This is a genomic window from Kribbella sp. WER1 (genome assembly GCF_054189145.1).
Genome location: NZ_CM135186.1, coordinates 8,534,668 through 8,550,637 on the forward strand (window position 1 = coordinate 8,534,668; position 15,970 = coordinate 8,550,637).

Below are 15,970 nucleotides of genomic sequence, written 5' to 3' on the forward strand. Positions count from 1 at the left end.
GGTGTCCATTCCGGGGCTCGCGGCCGGCCGCTGAAATTGGCTCACCCGTCGAGAGGCTCGTCATGGTCAATCCGCTCCGGAAAGCGCTCCTGGTCGTCGCAGCAGGACTGCTCGCCGCCACCCAACTCGTCGTACCCGCGCAGGCCGCGGGCGACCCGGGAATCGTCTTCAGCAGTCCGGTCGCCGCGGACGGGATCACCGCCTGGCCGGGTGATGCGGACAAGACGCCGGAGCATGCGGCGTCGAGCCTGCTCGGTGTCCCGTGCTGGCAGACCAGCAACGACCTCAAGGACCAGTACGTCTACCTGAACATCGACGCGGCCCGCATCCCGGCCGGCGCCACCGACGCCGTACTGACGGTCAACTACTTCGACACGCCGGGCCAGCAGTTGACGGCGCAGTACGACAGTGTGAGCGCTGCGTTCACGCCGCTGCCGTGGTTCACCTTCCCGGGGACCGGGGCGTGGGCGAGTACGCAGTTCCGGATGTCCAACATCAACTTCCAGAACCGGGCGAACGGCGCGGACATCCGGCTGATGGCGAATGCGCCTGGTGCTGTCATCAGCTCGGTCTGCATCAGCTCGGTGAGCATCTCGTTCGCGGACACCACCGGCATCACGGTCACCAATCAGAGCCTGGTGTTCCAGCAGGGCTCCGGCAACGTCACGCTCACCTCGACAGCGTCCTCGGTCGCCTGGAGCATCACCGACGACCAGTACCTCCCGGTTGCCTCGGGCAACACCACGAACGGCTCGATCAGCGCGGCCGGGCTCGGCCCGGGCTTCTACAACCTGCGGCTCACCGCGGGCCAGACAGTCGTGGGTACGACGTTCGCCGTCATCCCACCGCTGCCCGCGGGAATCCAGTCACCGCAGGGCAAATGGGGCATCAACACCCACATGGCCCACTACTACGACCTCAGCGGCGCTCTGATCCGGACGCTGGCGCTGGCCGGTTTCTCACACATCCGGGAGAGCCTGGAGTGGCCCAGCATCGAGTCCGGATCGCCGGGCAACTACACGGTCCCGGCGCAGTACGACGCGATGATGGCCGACGCCAAGGCGAACGGTCTGACTCCGCTGCTCGGGACCGGCTACCGGAACCCGCTCTACGACGGCGGCCGGACGCCGAGCACGCCGGACGGTCTGGCGGCGTACGGCCGGTATCAAGGATGGTGGTCGAAGCATTTCGCAGGCATCACCAACGACATCGGGACCTACAACGAGTACTACATGCCGGGCTTCAACGACAGCGCCTGCGGTGTCACCGGTGCGTGCTTCGTGCCGCTGATGAAGGCGGCGTACGAGCAGACGCACGCCGACAACCCGAGCGCGAACGTCCTCGCCGACGTCGGACCCGGCAAGGGTGACACCTCGTTCCGCGACCAGGTGCTGGCCAACGGCGGTCTGAACTACGTGGACACGATCGACGCGCACATCTACACCTTCGCCGGCCCGGAGGGCGATCTGGACACGCAGCTCCAGAGTCTGCGGACCGCGGCCGACGCGCACGGGGGTGCCGGCAAGCAGATCTGGGTCAGCGAGGAGGGCTACCCGACCGCTCCGAGTTTCGGCGGCTCGATGCTGGACCAGGCGCGCAAGTCGGTCCGCAACGACGCGATCATGATCGCGAGCGGCGTCGGCCAGTTCTACTGGTACGACGCGCTGAACGACGGCACCAACCTCGACGACAAGGAGTCGACGTTCGGCCTGCTGCAGGCGCCCGCGGGACCGATCGCCGGGATGGCCCCGAAGCCCGCGCTGGTCGCGAAGGCGACGACGATCCGCGCCCTGAGCGGCCTGGCGTTCAGCGGCCGCGACAACCTGACGGCGCCGTTGTACTCGTATCGCTACGGTTCGGGCGCATCGACCACCCGCGTCCTGTGGTCGACCGCAAGCGGTACCTCGACGGTCGACCTGAGCACCACCGGCCCCCTGCAGGTGACCGACCTGTACGGCCACCAGACCACGCTGACGCCGACGAACGGCGTGGTCACGATGACCGTCGACCAGGACCCGGTGTTCGTGAAGGGCGCGGCCACCGCCGTCACCGCGACGGCCGCTCCGCAGGTCAGCGTGGCCGCGGCGGACCCGTCGAACTCGCAGGAGCCGACCGCCGTCACGGTCACCCTGAAGGGCGCCCCGCACAACCTCGGCCCGCGCGAGGTGACGATCGCCGGCCAGACACGGCAGGTCCTCGTCCAACCGGGGAAGGACACCACGGTCACAATCCCGGTGCCGGCCAGCGACACCCTCGGCTCCCGCCACGTCGTGGCCACGGTGTCCCGGAACAACCGGCCGACCGCCCGCCTCGTCGCGTGGACGAGCGTCGAACCGGCCACCAAGGTCCGCGTCCTGCCGCAGCTCACCGAGGACCTGCAGACGTCGCTCGGCGTCGAGCTCACCAACACCCGATCGAGCACGGCCGCGACCATCCAGGACCTGACCTGGACCCTCGCCGGGCAGCAGGGCACCGCCGCCACCGGGCAGTCGATCGAACCGGGGCAGAAGGCAACGATCACCATCCCGGTGACCGGCCTGCGGCCGTGGAAGGCGTACGCGTACACCGTCGACCTGACCACGACGGACGGCAACAAGATCTCCGCCCAGGGCACCACAGCGTTCGACCCGATCGTGCCCTCGGCAACGATCCCGCAGAGCTCGATCGACCTCGCGACTGATGCCTCCTGGCTCGCGTTCACCCGCCCGTGGGGCGGCGCCGCGGACCTGTCCGGTACGGCGAACTTCCAGTACGACGCGACCGGACTGACCATCAACGCCGACGTCACCGACGACGTGTTCTCGCAGACCGAGACCGCGCCGAACCTGTGGCGCGGCGACAGCCTGCAGTTCGCGATCAGCAACGGACTGCCCGGCGAGAGCCCGACCTCCACCGAGATCGGCGCCGCGCTGCTGCCGACCGGCCCGGCCGTCTACACCTTCGCGCCGACGGCGGGTGCCACGCCCGGCGCGGTTGCCGGCATCACCCGCGCCGGCAGCGTCACGACGTACCGGATCAAGGTGCCGTGGACGGCGCTCGGGTTCGCGACCCAGCCGGCCGGGCCGGTGGCGATTTCGCTGGCGCTGAACGAGAACGACGGTGCCGGCCGCGCGGGCGCACTGCAGTGGGCGAGCGGCATCGTGACCGGCAAGACCACGGCCCTGTATCTGCCCGGAACGTTCATGCCGTAAGGCGATCTGCTTCCGCCAGCAGCAGGTCGCCGAACGGCTGAAAGCCGATGCTGCAGGCGTAGACGCCGCTGAAGACCCGGTGGATGGTTCCCCATTCCCAGATCGCGGTGGCATCGACGCCCGTCCGGACCGCGAGCTTCTCGGTCCGGACACGCAGGTCGTCGCCGAGGTCCGGATTGCACCGCACGATCGTCCCGAGATCGCACGCCGGCTCGGCTCGCAGCCCGGCCGGATCGATGAACTTGTAGCTGCCGTCACTCGCCTGCAGAGCGTTCAGCTCATGGATGTCGCCGTGCACCAGTACCGCGGACCGATCGTCGTGGGCCGCGCGACGACGCTCCATACAGTCCAGCGCATCCGCCACAGTTGCTCGCGAACACGGCCGCCCTGTCTGCTCCCAGAGCGTCGGCAGCCGCTGCGCGTACTCCGCAGCCAGTTGCGCGCCGGTCGGCAGCTCAACCTCACCACCGACCGGCCGCCACAGCCGAACCGCGACCTCACACAGCAACTCGTGCCGGGTCGCCGGGTCGGCCACCAGGTCGTCCATCGGAGCCCCGAGCCGCTCCATCAGAATGGCCTGCCGACCGAGGTCCTCCCGCAACAACCTGGCGCACCCCACGCCGTCGGCCACCCGCAACACCGTGGCTTCCCGCGCGACCCCGCGCCCCGGCACCCCGATCTTCAGAACCGCCGGCGTCCCGTCGCCGAGCAGCACGCCGAGAACCAGCCCAACATGCCCACCCACCAAGCTGGCCCCGACCTCGAGCCCCCACTCCCGCGCCAGCTCGTCGACGACCCCCGGCACCTCGTCCAGCCACGATTCATTGCCATCAGCAAGCACCGTCCGCCGAACCTGCTCCGGAATCTCGGGCCTCATCCCGCCACCCTAACCGCGGCCCTCCACCACCACGATCAGTTTTCGCGCCCATCCGGTTGATCCGGCGACCGTCATCAGGCAGACGTGGGCTCCAGTTCCAGGAGGGTAGCGCCGACCTCGGTGAGGCGCTGGGCGGCGTACGCCGGATCGATGAGTGACTCGGGGGTGTACAGCCCCGGGCGGACGGGTTCGCCGAGGAGGTGTTCGACGGTGAGGGCGATGCCGAGCGCGGTCAGTGGGCGTTGGCCGGTCTGGCTGATCAGGGCGTGGGTCGTGCGGAGTGGTTGGCCGGTGGGGTCGGTGCCTTCGAGGGTGATGCGGACCTCGGTGAAGGGCTGACCTGGTTCGGTGCTGACGGCGAGGTCGAGCTGTACGTCGGCGGCGCCGGTTGCGAACGCCAGTCCGGGGACGTCGAGGCCGGAGACGGTCTGGCCGGTGATGCTGGTGCCGTCGACGCGGCGGATCTCGGCGGGTTGGTCGCCGGTCAGCCAGGTGAAGGTCCGGTTGCGGCGTACGAGGCCGGCTGAGCTGACGGTTGCCCAGCGTTCGAGATCCTTGAGTGCGGCGGGGCCGCCGATGTCCTGCTCGTCCTGGATCGCGCCGATGTGGACGCTGTCGACGCGGCCGAACGCCTTGGCCAGGTGCAGGGTCGCGAGGGCGACCGTGCCGGCGAAGAAGTGGCTGGCGACGACGACGGGCGATGCCGTGGGGCGGTGGGCGACCGCGACGACTTCCGGGGCGAGCTCCATCGGGCCGCTGGAGATGCTGAAGTACGGCACGCCGTGATCCTGGGCGTAGGCCAGGCCGTTGAGGTGCTCGTCGCGCAGCAGGGCGACGACCGCGGCGTACTCGATGTCAGTGGGGAACGGGCGGTGCAGGTCGATCGCCATCGCGGTCGCGGTGCCGAGTTCGTCGGCGACCCGTTGCGCGCGGCCGAGGTCGCGGCCGGCGATGGTCAGCGGTAGGCCGGGATGCCATTTCCGGAGCAGGGTCGCCGTACCGGAGCCTGCTTGTCCGGAGCCGCCGAGGATGAGGACGGGTTTCATAAGATGCGCCTCTCGTGTAGCTACATTTTGTAACCTACACTTTGTAGCCTAAAGTGGATGCCGGACGCAAGGAGGACGATGCCCCGCTTGACCAAGGACGCCAGACGCCGGCAGTTGCTGGATGTTGCGCTCGGCATCGTCCGGGAGCGCGGCGCCGACAGCCTCACGCTGGTCACGCTCGCCGAGGCCGCCGGGGTGAGCCGGCCGATCGTCTACGGCCACTTCGGGACTCGCGGCGGGCTGCTGCTGTCGCTCTACCGCGAGCTGGACACCCGCCATCGCCTCGCCTTGGAGGAGGCGGTCCGCGATGCCCTGCCGACGATCGAGGCGGTCGCCGGGCTGATCAGCGCGTCGTACTTCGCCTGCACGCTGACCATCCCCGAATTCGCCACCCTGTCAGCGGCACTCAAGGGCAACCCGGAGCTGGAGCCGACCCAGCACGCATTGCTCACCGACTACACCGCAACGATGGCGAAGGCGCTGAGTCCGTACTCCGCCCTGAAGCCGGCGGCCCTTCAGCTGCACTGCACCGCCTTGCTGGGCGCAGCCGAGGCGCTGGCCGCCGAACTGACGCACGAACGCATTACCGAGGTCGAGGCAACCAATGCCCTGACCGCTCTGATCACCGGCAAGCTCTAGCCGGGGTCGAGGCCGGCCGGCGGGACGGGGCGAGGCCGATCAGGAGGCCGGTGATGACGACGGTGGCGCCGAGGAGTTCGGCGGGGGACGGTTCGGCCAGGCCGAGGGCAGCGGAGGCGGCGATGCTGCCGATGGGGACCAGCCCGGCGAACAGCCCGGCGCGGTCGGCTCCGAGGCGCGGCATCGCGCCGTACCAGAGAAGGAACGCGACGCCGCCGACGATCAACGCGAGGTACAGGAATCCGGCGAGCTCGGTCAGGGTCGGCATGCGGAGGATCTGGTCGCGGTCGGTCAGCAGGGCGGTCACGAGCAACATCGGTACGGCGGTTGCCGACGTATAGCCCGACACGCGCACCGGGCCGAGCCGTACCAGCAGCGGGATCGCCAGCAGCGTGAAGCACGCCTCGCAGACCAGTGCGCCTGCGGAGAGCAGGATCCCCGCGGTGTCGGCCGTGCCGAACCCGGAGGTGATCGCGGTACCGATGACGACGACGACCGCCGCGCCGACGACCCGGCGCGAGGGCCGCGTCCGGCTGAATGTTGGTCCGGCCAACGCCAGCAGGATCGGTACTGCGCCGATGATCGTGCCGACGGTCGCCGGATGCGCGTGCCGGGTCGCGGTGATCACGCAGATGTTGAAGAACACCAGGCCGGTCGCGGTGAGCGCGAGCAGCAGCACGACCTCACGCGGGCGCGGCCGGATCAGCGAGAGCCCTTTGGCCCGGGCGACGATCAGGAACAGCACGGCGGACAGCGCATAACGCAACGCCTGTCCGCCGTAGATCGGGTAGTCGTTCACCATCCCCGACACACCGGCGAGTGTGCCGACCAGAAACATCGCACTGCCCGCGGCCACGTACGCCATCCATCGCATGCGCCAAAGCTAGGGTCCGGAACGGTCTTTTCTACAGATCCAAACCAGGACTGATCCAGTGGTCCAAAAGAAGTCAGCGGGTGTCGCGGATGAGCCAGACGTACGCGAACGGCGTACCGAGGACCAGTAGCGCCGCGACGACAAGGCACAGGATGTCCACTGCGCGCTCCTGGCTGACGGACGAGGTGATGAAGTTCGCCGGGTCGGTCGAGGCGTAGCGGATCGTGACCGTGTCGCCGACGTTGCGGATGCGGCTCCACAGCTGGACCTGCTGCGTGGTCGTGTGCCATGACCCGTCGGAGGCCGTGAACCCGATGACCACGTCGTGCTTGTCGCCGCCCTGCGGACCGTCGCGATAGGTGGTTTTGGCAATCACCCGCCCGACGGCCTCCTCGTGATGGCTGAGCAGCGCGTCGAGGTGTTGCAGCCGATGGACCGTGGAGATCGCCAGCGCGACACCACCGAAGATCAGGCCGGCCGCCATCGCCGTCAGCAGAACGAAGCCAATGGAGTTCCGGACAAGCTCCCCGCGACTGCTCCGTCCCCCAGGCCTCATCCTTCTCAGCCAACCCGACTCGGCCCGTTCTGTCCATCTGAATGCGTGCGGCGGTCAGGTGAGATTGTGGGCTTTCAGCCAGTCGAGGACGGCGTCGGCTACCTCCTGCCAGCCGCTGTCGATCGTGAGCGAGTGTCCGCGGCCCTCGAACTGCTTCAACTCGGTGACGGCAGTCGAGTCGCGGTACTGCTTGAAGGTCGACCGGGTGACGACGTCGGGGACGGTGTGGTCGGCCGTGCCGGAGATGAGCAGCAGCGGGCCACGTTCGCTGTTGGCGGTGTCCACCGCGGCCTGGGCGTGCATGACGAAGTTCGCCGCGGCGGCCTGGAAGAGCGGCCGCGCGGGGGAGGGGATGGTCCAGCGGCGGAACAGCTCGGCGGACTCTTCTTCGGACAGCGCATTGCCGAAGCCGTACCGGAACTCCTTGTCGGTGAGCGTGACCGACCGATGCAGGTTCGCCGGATTGCCTAGCGCCGGCAGCCCGGACCGGAGCTGGGCGAGGGGGAGCGGCAGGACACCTTTGATCTGGGCCGGGTCGATCGCGACGGCGGCCGCGCCGTGTCCCTGGCCGAGCAGCTTCTCGGCGAACAGTCCGCCGAACGAGTGCCCGATCAGGATCGGGTCGTCGAGGTCGGCGATGACAGCGGCGAAGTGGTCGACCACGTCGTCGATGCTGAGGTCGGCGACCGCGTCCGGGTTCGCCCGGGCTTCCTCGACTGTTGCCGCCTCGTGCGGCCAGCCGGGAGCGATCGGCTGGTAGCCGGCCGCGGTGAAGTGATCGATCCACGGTTGCCAGCTCGACGCGTGCAACCACAGTCCATGAATGAAGACGACCGGCCTGGACATCGCAGTACTCCTTGCTCAGATGGTGGTGACGAGTCCGCCGTCGATGACGAAGTCGGCACCGGTGATGTTGGCGGAACGCTCGCTGGCCAGCAGCAGGACGAGGTCCGCGACCTCGTCCGGCCGGGTGAATCGCCCGGTGACGCTCTGCGCGGCCGCGCCGGCCTGGATGTCGGCGGCCTGGGTGCCCTGCACCGCGGCAAGGGTGGCGGCCATCCCTTCTTTGCCGAGCCAGAGGTCGGTCGCGACCGGCCCTGGACTGACGGTGTTGACGCGGACACCTTGCGGCCCGAACTCCTTCGACAACGACTTGCAGAGGTTGGTGAGCGCGCCCTTCGCGGCGCTGTAGTCGATGACGAGCGGATCGGGAAGGAACGCGTTGACCGAGCTGACCGTGACGATCGACGACCGGGTACGCCGGATCAGCTGCGGCAGCGCCGCCCGCATCGTCCGGACCGCCGCGAAGAAGTTGATCGCGAAGATGTCCGTCCAGTCCTGATCGGTCACGGACAGGTACCCGTCGGGCCGCGGCCGGACGGCGCCGACGTTGTTGACCACGATGTCGAGCTGTTCGTACTGCGCGATCGTCTCGGCGACGAGCGCTGCCGGACCGGTCTCGGTGGTGAGGTCGACCCGTACCGGCTGCAGACGCCAGCGTTCCGCGAGCAGGTCCAGCTCCGGGCTGCCTTTGAGCGACCCGGCGACGACGAAGGCGCCCTCCTCCGCGAGCGCCCGGGCGATCGCCAGCCCGATGCCCTTGCTCGCCCCGGTGACCAGTGCGACCTTCCCGGTCAGGTTCAGGTCCATGGCGCCAAGCTAGGGTCCGTGGCGGCCGCGGCGCCCCACGTAAACGCGTAGTTCTTGCCGTTCGGTGAGCAGACCTGCGACTCTCGGGGTGGGGAGAGGGGGGCGCGGGTGGAACGTGGTCTGGCGCATGTCCTCGCGCGGGTCGGCAGCAGCCCGTTCCGTGACGAGGACGTCACACCGTCGGTGCTGGCTTCGTGGCGCCGTTCGGCGGCGGCAGGGCTGCAGCCCGACCTGATCCATCCGCCGTACGACGCGGATGTCGACGACGACAGCCGACTGCACTGGGCGGCCGCGCCCGCGATGACCGCGGTGAGCGCCGACCTGCCCGACCTCCGCTGCGCGCTGCTGCTGACCGACCGCCGGGTCCACGTCATCGAACGGTGGACGCGGACCGCCCGTACGGCGCTGCAGATGGACGCTGTCGGCGCGGCGCCGGGGTTCTTCTGCGACGAGGCCGTCATCGGGACGAACTCGATCGGCCTGGCGGCGAACACGCGCGGCGCGACCGTCGTCCGCGGCTTCGAGCACTACGCCGACGCGTTCACGCACATCACCTGCGCGTCGCGCGCGGTCCTCGACCCGTTCACCGGGCAGGTAGCCGGCGTGGTGAACCTGACCGTCGCCGATCCGGCCCCGTGGGAGCTGATGGGGGCGCTGGTCGGGCGGATCGTCCACGAGACCCAGCAGCGCCTTCTCGACGAGGCCGGCTCTCGGTCACTCGCGCTGTACGCGACTTTCCTGCAGGCCCGCCGTCGCACGCGAGCCCCGATCGCCGCAGTCGACGGCAGCGTCCTGTACGCCAACGCCGCCGGCAGCCGGATCGTCGCCTCCACCGACCGCGAGACGCTCTGGCGGTGGGCTCAGCAGCACGGCGCCGTACTGCAGCTCCCTGCGGGGCCGGTCGCTGCGTCGTGCGAGACGATCTACGACGGACCTGCCGTCGTTGGAGCAATCGTTCGCTTCTCACCACATGAAGCTGCCGACACGCGCAGTTCGTTGGCGCGCCTGACGGATACCGAACGCAGCGTCGCGGAGCTGGTCGCGGCCGGCCTCACCAACCGCGAGACGGCGGCGAGACTCTTCATCTCACCCCACACGGTCGACTACCACCTCCGGCACATCTTCCGGAAGCTCGACATCGCCTCCCGCGTCCAGCTCGCCCGCCTCACTTCGGGCTAGATGTACGGGTCGTCGGCGATTGTTTGTTTGATGATGTGGAGGGTGTCGCGGAGGGCGGTGTGGCTGATCGAGCCGAGGGCGAGGCGGAGGGCTTGGGGGATGTGGGTCGTGGTGGCGTAGGGCTCGGCGGTGGAGACCGCGATGCCCTGGTGGTGCAGGGTTGTGGTGATGCGGTCGGCTCGGGCGTCCTCGGTGAGGGGTAGCCAGAGGAGGTACGAGGACGGGTGGCTCGTGGTTGCGGTGAGGACTTCGTGGGCGATGGTCTGCCGGAGGGTTGCGTCGTTCCGCTTTTCGGTTTCGAGGCGGTCGACGGTGCCGTTGTCGAGCCAGCGGCGGGCGATCTCGGTCATCACGGCGGGGGTGTTCCAGGTGGTGACCCGGATCGCTCGCTCGATGGGGGTGACCAGATGGTCGGGGGCGGCGACGAAGCCGACGCGGAGTCCGGTGCCCACGCTCTTCGAGAGGCTGGAGACGTAGACCGTGGTCTCCGGTGCCAGCGCGGCGAGCGGGGGAGGGCTGCCGGTGGCGAGGTACGCGTAGGCGGCGTCCTCGATGATGAGCAGGCCGTGGCGGCGCGCGAGGCCGACGAGCCGCCGGCGTTCGGAGGTTCGCAGTACCCAGCTCAGCGGGTTGTGCATCGTCGGCATCGCGTAGATCGCGCGGACCGGCCGCCGCTCGCAGAGGTGCTGGAGGGCGTCGAGATCGGGGCCGTACGGCGTGACCGGTACGGGGGCCAGCTCCAGGCCGAGTGAGTCCGCGAGTGCGGTGAAGCCTGGATAGGTCAGCGCGTCCACGGCGACGACGTCACCGCGTTGCAGGGTGGCCATTGCCGTTGCCGCAAGGCCGTGCTGGGTGCCGCTGACGACGAGGATCTGCTCGGCGCCGACGCTCAGGCCGCGGTGTTCGAGGTGGCGGGCGAACGCAGCCCGGTCGTCGGCACGTCCGCGGTGCGGTTGATAGTGCAGGAGCGAGTCGATGTCGCCGGCGCCCGCGAGTTCGCGGAGCGCCTGCCGGAGGAGGTCGGCCTGGCCCGGTACGGACGGGTAGTTGAAGCGGAGGTCGATGCTGCCGGCGGCGACCAGTTGCTCGTCGGCGCCGTGACCGGACAGCGCCGCGGTGTCGCGGACGAACGTACCCCTGCCTTGTTCGCCGATGACCAGTCCCATGGCTTCGAGTTCGGCGTACACCCGGGACGCGGTGATCAGGGCGATGCCCTCGCGGGCGGCGAGTTCGCGATGGGTGGGCAGCCGGGTCCCGACCGGCCAGTGGCCGGCCCGCAGGTCGGCGGCGAGGGCGTCGACGACCTGCTTGTAGCGCGGGATCCGCATGGCCCCGATTGTAGGCATGACAATTCTTCGACTGTCATGCATTTCCGGTTCTAGCCTGGCCGCATGCACATCGCGATCCTGACCTTCGACGGCTACAACGAACTCGACTCACTGATCGCCCTCGGCATCCTGAACCGGGTGAAGCGCCCCGGCTGGCGGGTGTCGATCGCGAGCCCGACGCCGACGGTCCGCTCGATGAACGGTGTGACGATCGAGGCGATGACCGACCTGGAGGAGGCCTGCGACGCCGACGCCGTGATCGTCGGCAGCGGCGTACGCACCCGCGAGGTCGTCGAGGATCCGGCCCTGATGAACGTACTGCGGAACCTCGACGCCGACCGTCAGCTCCTGGCCGCGCAGTGCTCCGGCACGCTGGTGCTGGCCAAGCTCGGGCTGCTCCGCGACGTACCTGCGTGCACCGACCTGACGACCAAGCCGTGGGTCGTGGCGGCCGGAGTCGAGGTGCTGAACCAGCCGTTCTACGCGAAGGGCAACGTCGCGACGGCCGGCGGCTGCCTCGCCTCGCAGTACCTCGCCGGCTGGACGATCGCCCGCCTGACCGGCCTCGACGCCGCGATCGACGCCCTGCACTACGTCGCCCCGGTCGGCGAGAAGGAGGAGTACGTCGAACGCGCCCTGCACAACGTGAAGCCGTACCTTCAGACGATCGGTGGAACGTCGTCGGGAACGAGTGACCTGACCATGCAGCCGATCGGCTAGGGATTCAGCGCGCCGACTCCCACCAGGCCGAGGAGGATCAGGCCGAGGAAGATGCGGTAGATGACGAAGCCGGTGAAGTTGTGGGTGGTGATGTAGCGGAGCAGCCAGGAGATGACGAGGTAGCCGACGGCGAACGCGATCGCGGTGGCCAGCAGGGTCGGGCCCCAGGACGGTGCCGGGCCCTCGCCGATCTTGGTCAGCTCGAGACCGCCTGAGGCGAGTACTGCGGGGATCGCGAGCAGGAACGAGTAGCGGGCCGCGTCCTCGCGGCGGTAGCCGAGCAGGAGGCCGGCGGTGATGGTGCCGCCGGAGCGCGAGACTCCGGGGATCAGCGCGAGCGCCTGGGCGAAGCCGTACGCGACGGCGTGGCCGGTGGTGAGGTCTGCCAGCCGATTGCGGTTGGCGGCGATCCGGTCCGCGATGCCGAGCACGATGCCGAATCCGATCAGCGTGCACGCGAGGATGCGCAGGTCGCGGAACGCGGTCTCGATCGGGGTCTGCAGCAGCAACCCGAGGACGGCGATCGGGACTGTGCCGAGGATCACGAACCAGCCGAGCCGGGCGTCCGGGTCCGACCGTCGCTCCCGGTTGACGAGCGACACCGACCAGGCGGTGACGATCCGGGCGATGTCGCGGCGGAAGTACAGCAGTACGGCGGCCTCCGTACCGAGTTGCGTGACCGCCGTGAACGCCGCGCCGGGATCGGGCCAGCCGGCGAGGGCGGCGGTGATGCGGATGTGCGCCGACGAGGAGATCGGTAGGAACTCGGACAGCCCCTGGACGAGACCGAGCACGACTGCGGTGAACCAGCTCAACGAACTTCCCTTGACTCCCGGCGACGGACGCCGCGCATCATGCCATGCGTAGCGCAGACCTAGGTAAACCGTTCACCGGGCGAAGGCGTCGTAGTCCTGGTGCACCACGTCGTCCCCCCACCAGACAGAGAGATGGCCCTCATGATCAGTCTCTTCGGTATGCCGCGCGGCGAGGAATGGATCGTCCTGCTCGTCGTCGTGCTGCTGATTTTCGGACCCACGAAACTGCCGGGCCTGATCCGCCAGCTCGCCCGGTCCAAGAAGGTCTGGGACGAAGAGATCAAGCCCGGACGTCGGCCGGCCCTCGACAGCGACGAGACGGTGCCGGCGCCGCAGTCCGCCGGCAGTACGGCGCCGACGGACAGCAGCACCGGGCAGTGACCTGCCGGCCGTGATCGCCCGACGGTTGCCGGAAGCATCCATCCGAAGACCGTCGCGATGCCCTCGGCCTGCCTGACAACCAATCGCGGTGGCTGAGCGTCGGATCTTGGTACGGGGCCGGCCGAGCATGGATGAGAGGTCAATGACGGCGAAACGTGCGTACCGCGGAGGCGTCCGCGCTCGGGGGCGGACGCACCGGGCACGGACGGTGTCGCGGGCCTGCCTGATCACGCTCGCCGGTGCCCTGCTGCCGGGATTCGGCCTGTTCGTCGGCGGCCGGCGGAAGCTGGGTGCCTGGGTGATGACGGTGAGTGCCGGCCTGCTCGCGCTGGCGGCGTACTACGGTCTGGCGCAGCGTGACCAGTTGCTCGAACTGGCGGTCGATCCGCAGAAGTTGCTGATCGCAACGGGTGTGGTCGTGCTGCTCGGCCTGCTGTGGATCTGGGTCGTGGTCGCCTCGCACAAGCTGACCCGCCCGGTGAGCATGACCTACTCCGGGCGGCTGACGGGGTCCCTGCTCGTCGGGTTGCTGTGCTTCGGGATCGCCGTACCGACGACGCTGGCGGCGCAGACCGTGATGGCGCAGCGGGACCTGGTGGGGAGTGTGTTCCAGTCGGAGGGGAACTCGAAGAGCGCGACCTGAGCCGGAACTGGATGCGGATGCCGTTCCCGGCCGACTCGCCGTTGCACAAGGTGTATCCGGACGGGTGGTGGGATCCGAGCCAGGGCAATGTCGAGCAGCCTGCGTACTACCTGGACGCGATGTACGACACGATCCCGAAGAAGTATCCCGGGATCCTTGGCGCGACCGACAACGAGGGCGCGGACGTGCTGAAGCTGGCCGCGAGCGCGGCGCTCGGGCTGGATATCGACTACTACATGCAGGTGAACCTGGCCGGGTTCCAGCAGATCGTCGACGCGGTCGGCGGGATCACGGTGAACGTGAACTACCGGGTGCCGATCGGCGGTGAGTACGGCATCGGGCCGGGAGCGAACAAGCCGAAGCTCCCGTCGGCGTACATCGAACCCGGCCCGGATCAGAAGCTCGACGGTTTCCATGCGCTGTGGTTCGCCCGCGGGCGGTACGGGCTGAGCGATCCGTCGCGGCAGGAGCGGCAGCGGTGCACGATCCACGCGCTGGTCAGCAGCGCGAACCCGGCGACGCTGGTCTCGAAGTACCAGGAGATCGCGGCGGCGAGTCAGCAGATGCTCCGGACCGATATCCCGCAGGAACTGCTGCCGGCATTCATCCAGCTCGGCCTCAAGGTCAAGCAGGCCGGCGTGTCCAACATCGATCTGGACAAGAACAAGAACTTCCCGACCGGGAAGAACCCCGACTACGAGGCGATGCGGGCCATCATCCAGAAGGCCATCCATCCCGGTACGACGGCCGCGGTCGCCTCCACGACCCCTGCCAAGCGCTCGACGCCGCCCGCGACCAGGAAGCCTGTTACCACGGCGAAGACCCCGACGCCCGGTGCAACTCAGAGCCTTGCAGACGCTTGCGCCTACCACCCGACAACGGGCGGCTGACCCATCAGAGCTGCCTCGAGGCCGGGACGCTATAGTTCCCCGTATGGGTTGCTTTTCGATGACGCGGATTCGTCGCTTCTAGCGGCGGATCCCTTTTTCTGAGGACGTTTCCGCCGCTCCGTGGTCCAGCCGGGCGGCGTTTTGGCGCGCCCGGGCGTCATTCGTACCCAGGAGCGTCCGCTTCCCATGCCCACGTATCGGGCTGGCCGTCACGAGAACGGCCAGAATTACCTCACTGATCACAGCACCATTGGTAAGTTCACTCAGCTCGTCGCGCAGACTCGTGGGCCGATCGTCGAGATCGGGCCTGGTCGTGGCGCGCTCACAAGGCGACTTCACGCGCTTGGGCGGCCGTTGACCGCGGTCGAGATCGATCCGCGGTCGGTTGCGTTCCTTCGGCGCTCGTTGGGAGTTGAAGTCGTGAACGCAGACTTCCTCAGTTGGCGGCTGCCGGCCGCCGAGCATGTTGTGGTGGGCAACGTTCCGTTTCATCTCACGACGGCGATCCTGCGGAAGCTCCTGCATCAGGAGTCGTGGAGTGCGGCTGTGCTGCTGGTGCAGTGGGAGGTTGCTCGGCGGCGCGCCGGTGTCGGCGGTGCGACCATGATGACTGCTCAGTGGTGGCCGTGGTTCGACTTCGGCTTGGGAGGGCGTGTTTCGCGGCATGCGCTGCGCCCTGCACCGAGCGTCGACGGCGGGCTGCTCGTCATGACCCGACGGCCCGAGCCTTTGATCGCGCCAGGTGATCGCGACGCCTACCGGGACTTCGTCCACAAGGTCTTCACCGGCAAGGGCTACGGCGTCCCGGAGATCCTCGCCAACGTCGCGCGGCCGGCAGACCGTCGGGCCGCGCGACGCTGGGCGAGTCAGGCCGGCGTACAACCCAACGCATTGCCGAAGGACCTCGCTGCCAAGCAATGGGTCCAGCTCTTCAACCTGTCCGGACGGTCATGACGACTCCAACGTACGGCGGTAGCCGGCGATGCGGCGGGCGAGTGCGGCCAGGTCGCCGCCCGCGGGTGCGTCGCGCAGGAGCGGGGTGGCGATCCCGCGCCGGGCCGCCGCCGCGAGGTTCACGTTGACGCCGATGCCGAGGGCACCGGCATCGACGTACTCGTGGGCTGTCGCAACGTCGATGCCGTCCACCGGGGCGAAGGGGTCCTGCGGCAGGGGGAGTTCGC

Annotated in this window: 17 protein-coding genes; 8 read left to right on the forward strand and 9 right to left on the reverse strand. The window is 68.9% G+C overall.

What is annotated here, in order from left to right:
• Nucleotides 1-62 precede the first annotated feature (62 nt).
• A complete protein-coding gene (locus tag ACXJJ3_RS41450) occupies nucleotides 63-3,191 on the forward strand; it encodes a sugar-binding protein (RefSeq protein WP_458167563.1) in 3,129 nt (1,042 codons plus the stop codon).
• On the opposite strand, the gene ACXJJ3_RS41455 is transcribed toward ACXJJ3_RS41450, so the two are convergent.
• Complete coding sequence (locus ACXJJ3_RS41455) at nucleotides 3,181-4,068, reverse strand: aminoglycoside phosphotransferase family protein (RefSeq protein WP_458167564.1); 888 nt, start codon at nucleotides 4,066-4,068, stop codon at nucleotides 3,181-3,183. The genes ACXJJ3_RS41450 and ACXJJ3_RS41455 overlap by 11 nt on opposite strands.
• Nucleotides 4,069-4,142: 74 nt before the next feature.
• The gene (locus ACXJJ3_RS41460; protein WP_458167565.1) at nucleotides 4,143-5,114 is read right to left on the reverse strand and encodes a saccharopine dehydrogenase; all 972 of its coding nucleotides are present in this window, start codon (nucleotides 5,112-5,114) and stop codon (nucleotides 4,143-4,145) included.
• A 78-nt stretch (nucleotides 5,115-5,192) separates the two neighbouring features.
• Here ACXJJ3_RS41460 and ACXJJ3_RS41465 point away from each other — a divergent pair, with 78 nt between their 5' ends.
• Nucleotides 5,193-5,753, forward strand: coding sequence for a TetR/AcrR family transcriptional regulator (locus tag ACXJJ3_RS41465; RefSeq protein WP_458167566.1), 561 nt, complete (start codon nucleotides 5,193-5,195; stop codon nucleotides 5,751-5,753).
• On the opposite strand, the gene ACXJJ3_RS41470 is transcribed toward ACXJJ3_RS41465, so the two are convergent.
• The 4 genes from ACXJJ3_RS41470 to ACXJJ3_RS41485 all read right to left on the reverse strand — a co-directional run bounded on the left by ACXJJ3_RS41470 (nucleotide 5,737) and on the right by ACXJJ3_RS41485 (nucleotide 8,833).
• Nucleotides 5,737-6,627, reverse strand: coding sequence for a DMT family transporter (locus tag ACXJJ3_RS41470; RefSeq protein WP_458167567.1), 891 nt, complete (start codon nucleotides 6,625-6,627; stop codon nucleotides 5,737-5,739). The two genes, ACXJJ3_RS41465 and ACXJJ3_RS41470, sit on opposite strands and share 17 nt — an antisense overlap.
• A 73-nt stretch (nucleotides 6,628-6,700) precedes the next feature.
• The gene (locus ACXJJ3_RS41475) at nucleotides 6,701-7,111 is read right to left on the reverse strand and encodes a hypothetical protein (RefSeq protein WP_458167568.1); all 411 of its coding nucleotides are present in this window, start codon (nucleotides 7,109-7,111) and stop codon (nucleotides 6,701-6,703) included.
• A 126-nt stretch (nucleotides 7,112-7,237) separates the two neighbouring features.
• Nucleotides 7,238-8,029 carry an alpha/beta hydrolase gene (locus ACXJJ3_RS41480; protein ID WP_458167569.1) on the reverse strand — a complete coding sequence of 264 codons (792 nt, stop codon included), beginning with the start codon at nucleotides 8,027-8,029 and terminating at the stop codon, nucleotides 7,238-7,240.
• A gap of 15 nt (nucleotides 8,030-8,044) precedes the next feature.
• Complete coding sequence (locus ACXJJ3_RS41485) at nucleotides 8,045-8,833, reverse strand: SDR family NAD(P)-dependent oxidoreductase (protein WP_458167571.1); 789 nt, start codon at nucleotides 8,831-8,833, stop codon at nucleotides 8,045-8,047.
• Between the two features lie 108 nt (nucleotides 8,834-8,941).
• On the opposite strand from ACXJJ3_RS41485, the gene ACXJJ3_RS41490 reads away from it, so the two are divergent.
• The gene (locus tag ACXJJ3_RS41490) at nucleotides 8,942-10,012 is read left to right on the forward strand and encodes a LuxR C-terminal-related transcriptional regulator (protein WP_458167573.1); all 1,071 of its coding nucleotides are present in this window, start codon (nucleotides 8,942-8,944) and stop codon (nucleotides 10,010-10,012) included.
• On the opposite strand, the gene ACXJJ3_RS41495 is transcribed toward ACXJJ3_RS41490, so the two are convergent.
• A complete protein-coding gene (locus tag ACXJJ3_RS41495) occupies nucleotides 10,009-11,340 on the reverse strand; it encodes an aminotransferase-like domain-containing protein (protein ID WP_458167574.1) in 1,332 nt (443 codons plus the stop codon). The two genes, ACXJJ3_RS41490 and ACXJJ3_RS41495, sit on opposite strands and share 4 nt — an antisense overlap.
• A gap of 63 nt (nucleotides 11,341-11,403) precedes the next feature.
• Between ACXJJ3_RS41495 and ACXJJ3_RS41500 the strand changes: the two genes are divergently transcribed.
• Nucleotides 11,404-12,060, forward strand: coding sequence for a DJ-1/PfpI family protein (locus tag ACXJJ3_RS41500; RefSeq protein ID WP_458167575.1), 657 nt, complete (start codon nucleotides 11,404-11,406; stop codon nucleotides 12,058-12,060).
• On the opposite strand, the gene ACXJJ3_RS41505 is transcribed toward ACXJJ3_RS41500, so the two are convergent.
• Entirely contained in the window at nucleotides 12,057-12,875 is an 819-nt protein-coding gene (locus ACXJJ3_RS41505; protein WP_458167576.1) for an undecaprenyl-diphosphate phosphatase, read from the reverse strand. The genes ACXJJ3_RS41500 and ACXJJ3_RS41505 overlap by 4 nt on opposite strands.
• Before the next feature lie 141 nt (nucleotides 12,876-13,016).
• Between ACXJJ3_RS41505 and ACXJJ3_RS41510 the strand changes: the two genes are divergently transcribed.
• The 4 genes from ACXJJ3_RS41510 to erm all read left to right on the forward strand — a co-directional run bounded on the left by ACXJJ3_RS41510 (nucleotide 13,017) and on the right by erm (nucleotide 15,743).
• Entirely contained in the window at nucleotides 13,017-13,256 is a 240-nt protein-coding gene (locus ACXJJ3_RS41510) for a twin-arginine translocase TatA/TatE family subunit (protein WP_458167577.1), read from the forward strand.
• A gap of 142 nt (nucleotides 13,257-13,398) precedes the next feature.
• Nucleotides 13,399-13,899: a hypothetical protein gene (locus tag ACXJJ3_RS41515; RefSeq protein WP_458167578.1), complete on the forward strand. Its 501-nt coding sequence runs from the start codon at nucleotides 13,399-13,401 to the stop codon at nucleotides 13,897-13,899.
• A gap of 11 nt (nucleotides 13,900-13,910) precedes the next feature.
• The gene (locus ACXJJ3_RS41520) at nucleotides 13,911-14,789 is read left to right on the forward strand and encodes an LCP family protein (RefSeq protein WP_458167579.1); all 879 of its coding nucleotides are present in this window, start codon (nucleotides 13,911-13,913) and stop codon (nucleotides 14,787-14,789) included.
• Nucleotides 14,790-14,975: 186 nt separating this feature from the next.
• Nucleotides 14,976-15,743, forward strand: a complete 768-nt coding sequence (erm, locus tag ACXJJ3_RS41525; RefSeq protein ID WP_458167580.1) for a 23S ribosomal RNA methyltransferase Erm — start codon at nucleotides 14,976-14,978, stop codon at nucleotides 15,741-15,743.
• Here the strand turns inward: erm and ACXJJ3_RS41530 are convergent.
• Nucleotides 15,738-15,935 carry a hypothetical protein gene (locus ACXJJ3_RS41530; RefSeq protein ID WP_458167581.1) on the reverse strand — a complete coding sequence of 66 codons (198 nt, stop codon included), beginning with the start codon at nucleotides 15,933-15,935 and terminating at the stop codon, nucleotides 15,738-15,740. The genes erm and ACXJJ3_RS41530 overlap by 6 nt on opposite strands.
• Nucleotides 15,936-15,970 lie beyond the last annotated feature (35 nt).

What these genes read in the sequence shown, in the direction of transcription:
- ACXJJ3_RS41450 (WP_458167563.1), top strand. Translation starts at nt 63, where the DNA reads ATGGTCAATCCGCTCCGGAAAGCGCTCCTGGTCGTCGCAGCAGGACTG.
- ACXJJ3_RS41455 (WP_458167564.1), bottom strand. Translation starts at nt 4,068, where the DNA reads ATGAGGCCCGAGATTCCGGAGCAGGTTCGGCGGACGGTGCTTGCTGAT.
- ACXJJ3_RS41460 (WP_458167565.1), bottom strand. Translation starts at nt 5,114, where the DNA reads ATGAAACCCGTCCTCATCCTCGGCGGCTCCGGACAAGCAGGCTCCGGT.
- ACXJJ3_RS41465 (WP_458167566.1), top strand. Translation starts at nt 5,193, where the DNA reads ATGCCCCGCTTGACCAAGGACGCCAGACGCCGGCAGTTGCTGGATGTT.
- ACXJJ3_RS41470 (WP_458167567.1), bottom strand. Translation starts at nt 6,627, where the DNA reads ATGCGATGGATGGCGTACGTGGCCGCGGGCAGTGCGATGTTTCTGGTC.
- ACXJJ3_RS41475 (WP_458167568.1), bottom strand. Translation starts at nt 7,111, where the DNA reads ATGGCGGCCGGCCTGATCTTCGGTGGTGTCGCGCTGGCGATCTCCACG.
- ACXJJ3_RS41480 (WP_458167569.1), bottom strand. Translation starts at nt 8,029, where the DNA reads ATGTCCAGGCCGGTCGTCTTCATTCATGGACTGTGGTTGCACGCGTCG.
- ACXJJ3_RS41485 (WP_458167571.1), bottom strand. Translation starts at nt 8,833, where the DNA reads ATGGACCTGAACCTGACCGGGAAGGTCGCACTGGTCACCGGGGCGAGC.
- ACXJJ3_RS41495 (WP_458167574.1), bottom strand. Translation starts at nt 11,340, where the DNA reads ATGCGGATCCCGCGCTACAAGCAGGTCGTCGACGCCCTCGCCGCCGAC.
- ACXJJ3_RS41500 (WP_458167575.1), top strand. Translation starts at nt 11,404, where the DNA reads ATGCACATCGCGATCCTGACCTTCGACGGCTACAACGAACTCGACTCA.
- ACXJJ3_RS41510 (WP_458167577.1), top strand. Translation starts at nt 13,017, where the DNA reads ATGATCAGTCTCTTCGGTATGCCGCGCGGCGAGGAATGGATCGTCCTG.
- ACXJJ3_RS41515 (WP_458167578.1), top strand. Translation starts at nt 13,399, where the DNA reads ATGACGGCGAAACGTGCGTACCGCGGAGGCGTCCGCGCTCGGGGGCGG.
- ACXJJ3_RS41520 (WP_458167579.1), top strand. Translation starts at nt 13,911, where the DNA reads ATGCGGATGCCGTTCCCGGCCGACTCGCCGTTGCACAAGGTGTATCCG.
- erm (WP_458167580.1), top strand. Translation starts at nt 14,976, where the DNA reads ATGCCCACGTATCGGGCTGGCCGTCACGAGAACGGCCAGAATTACCTC.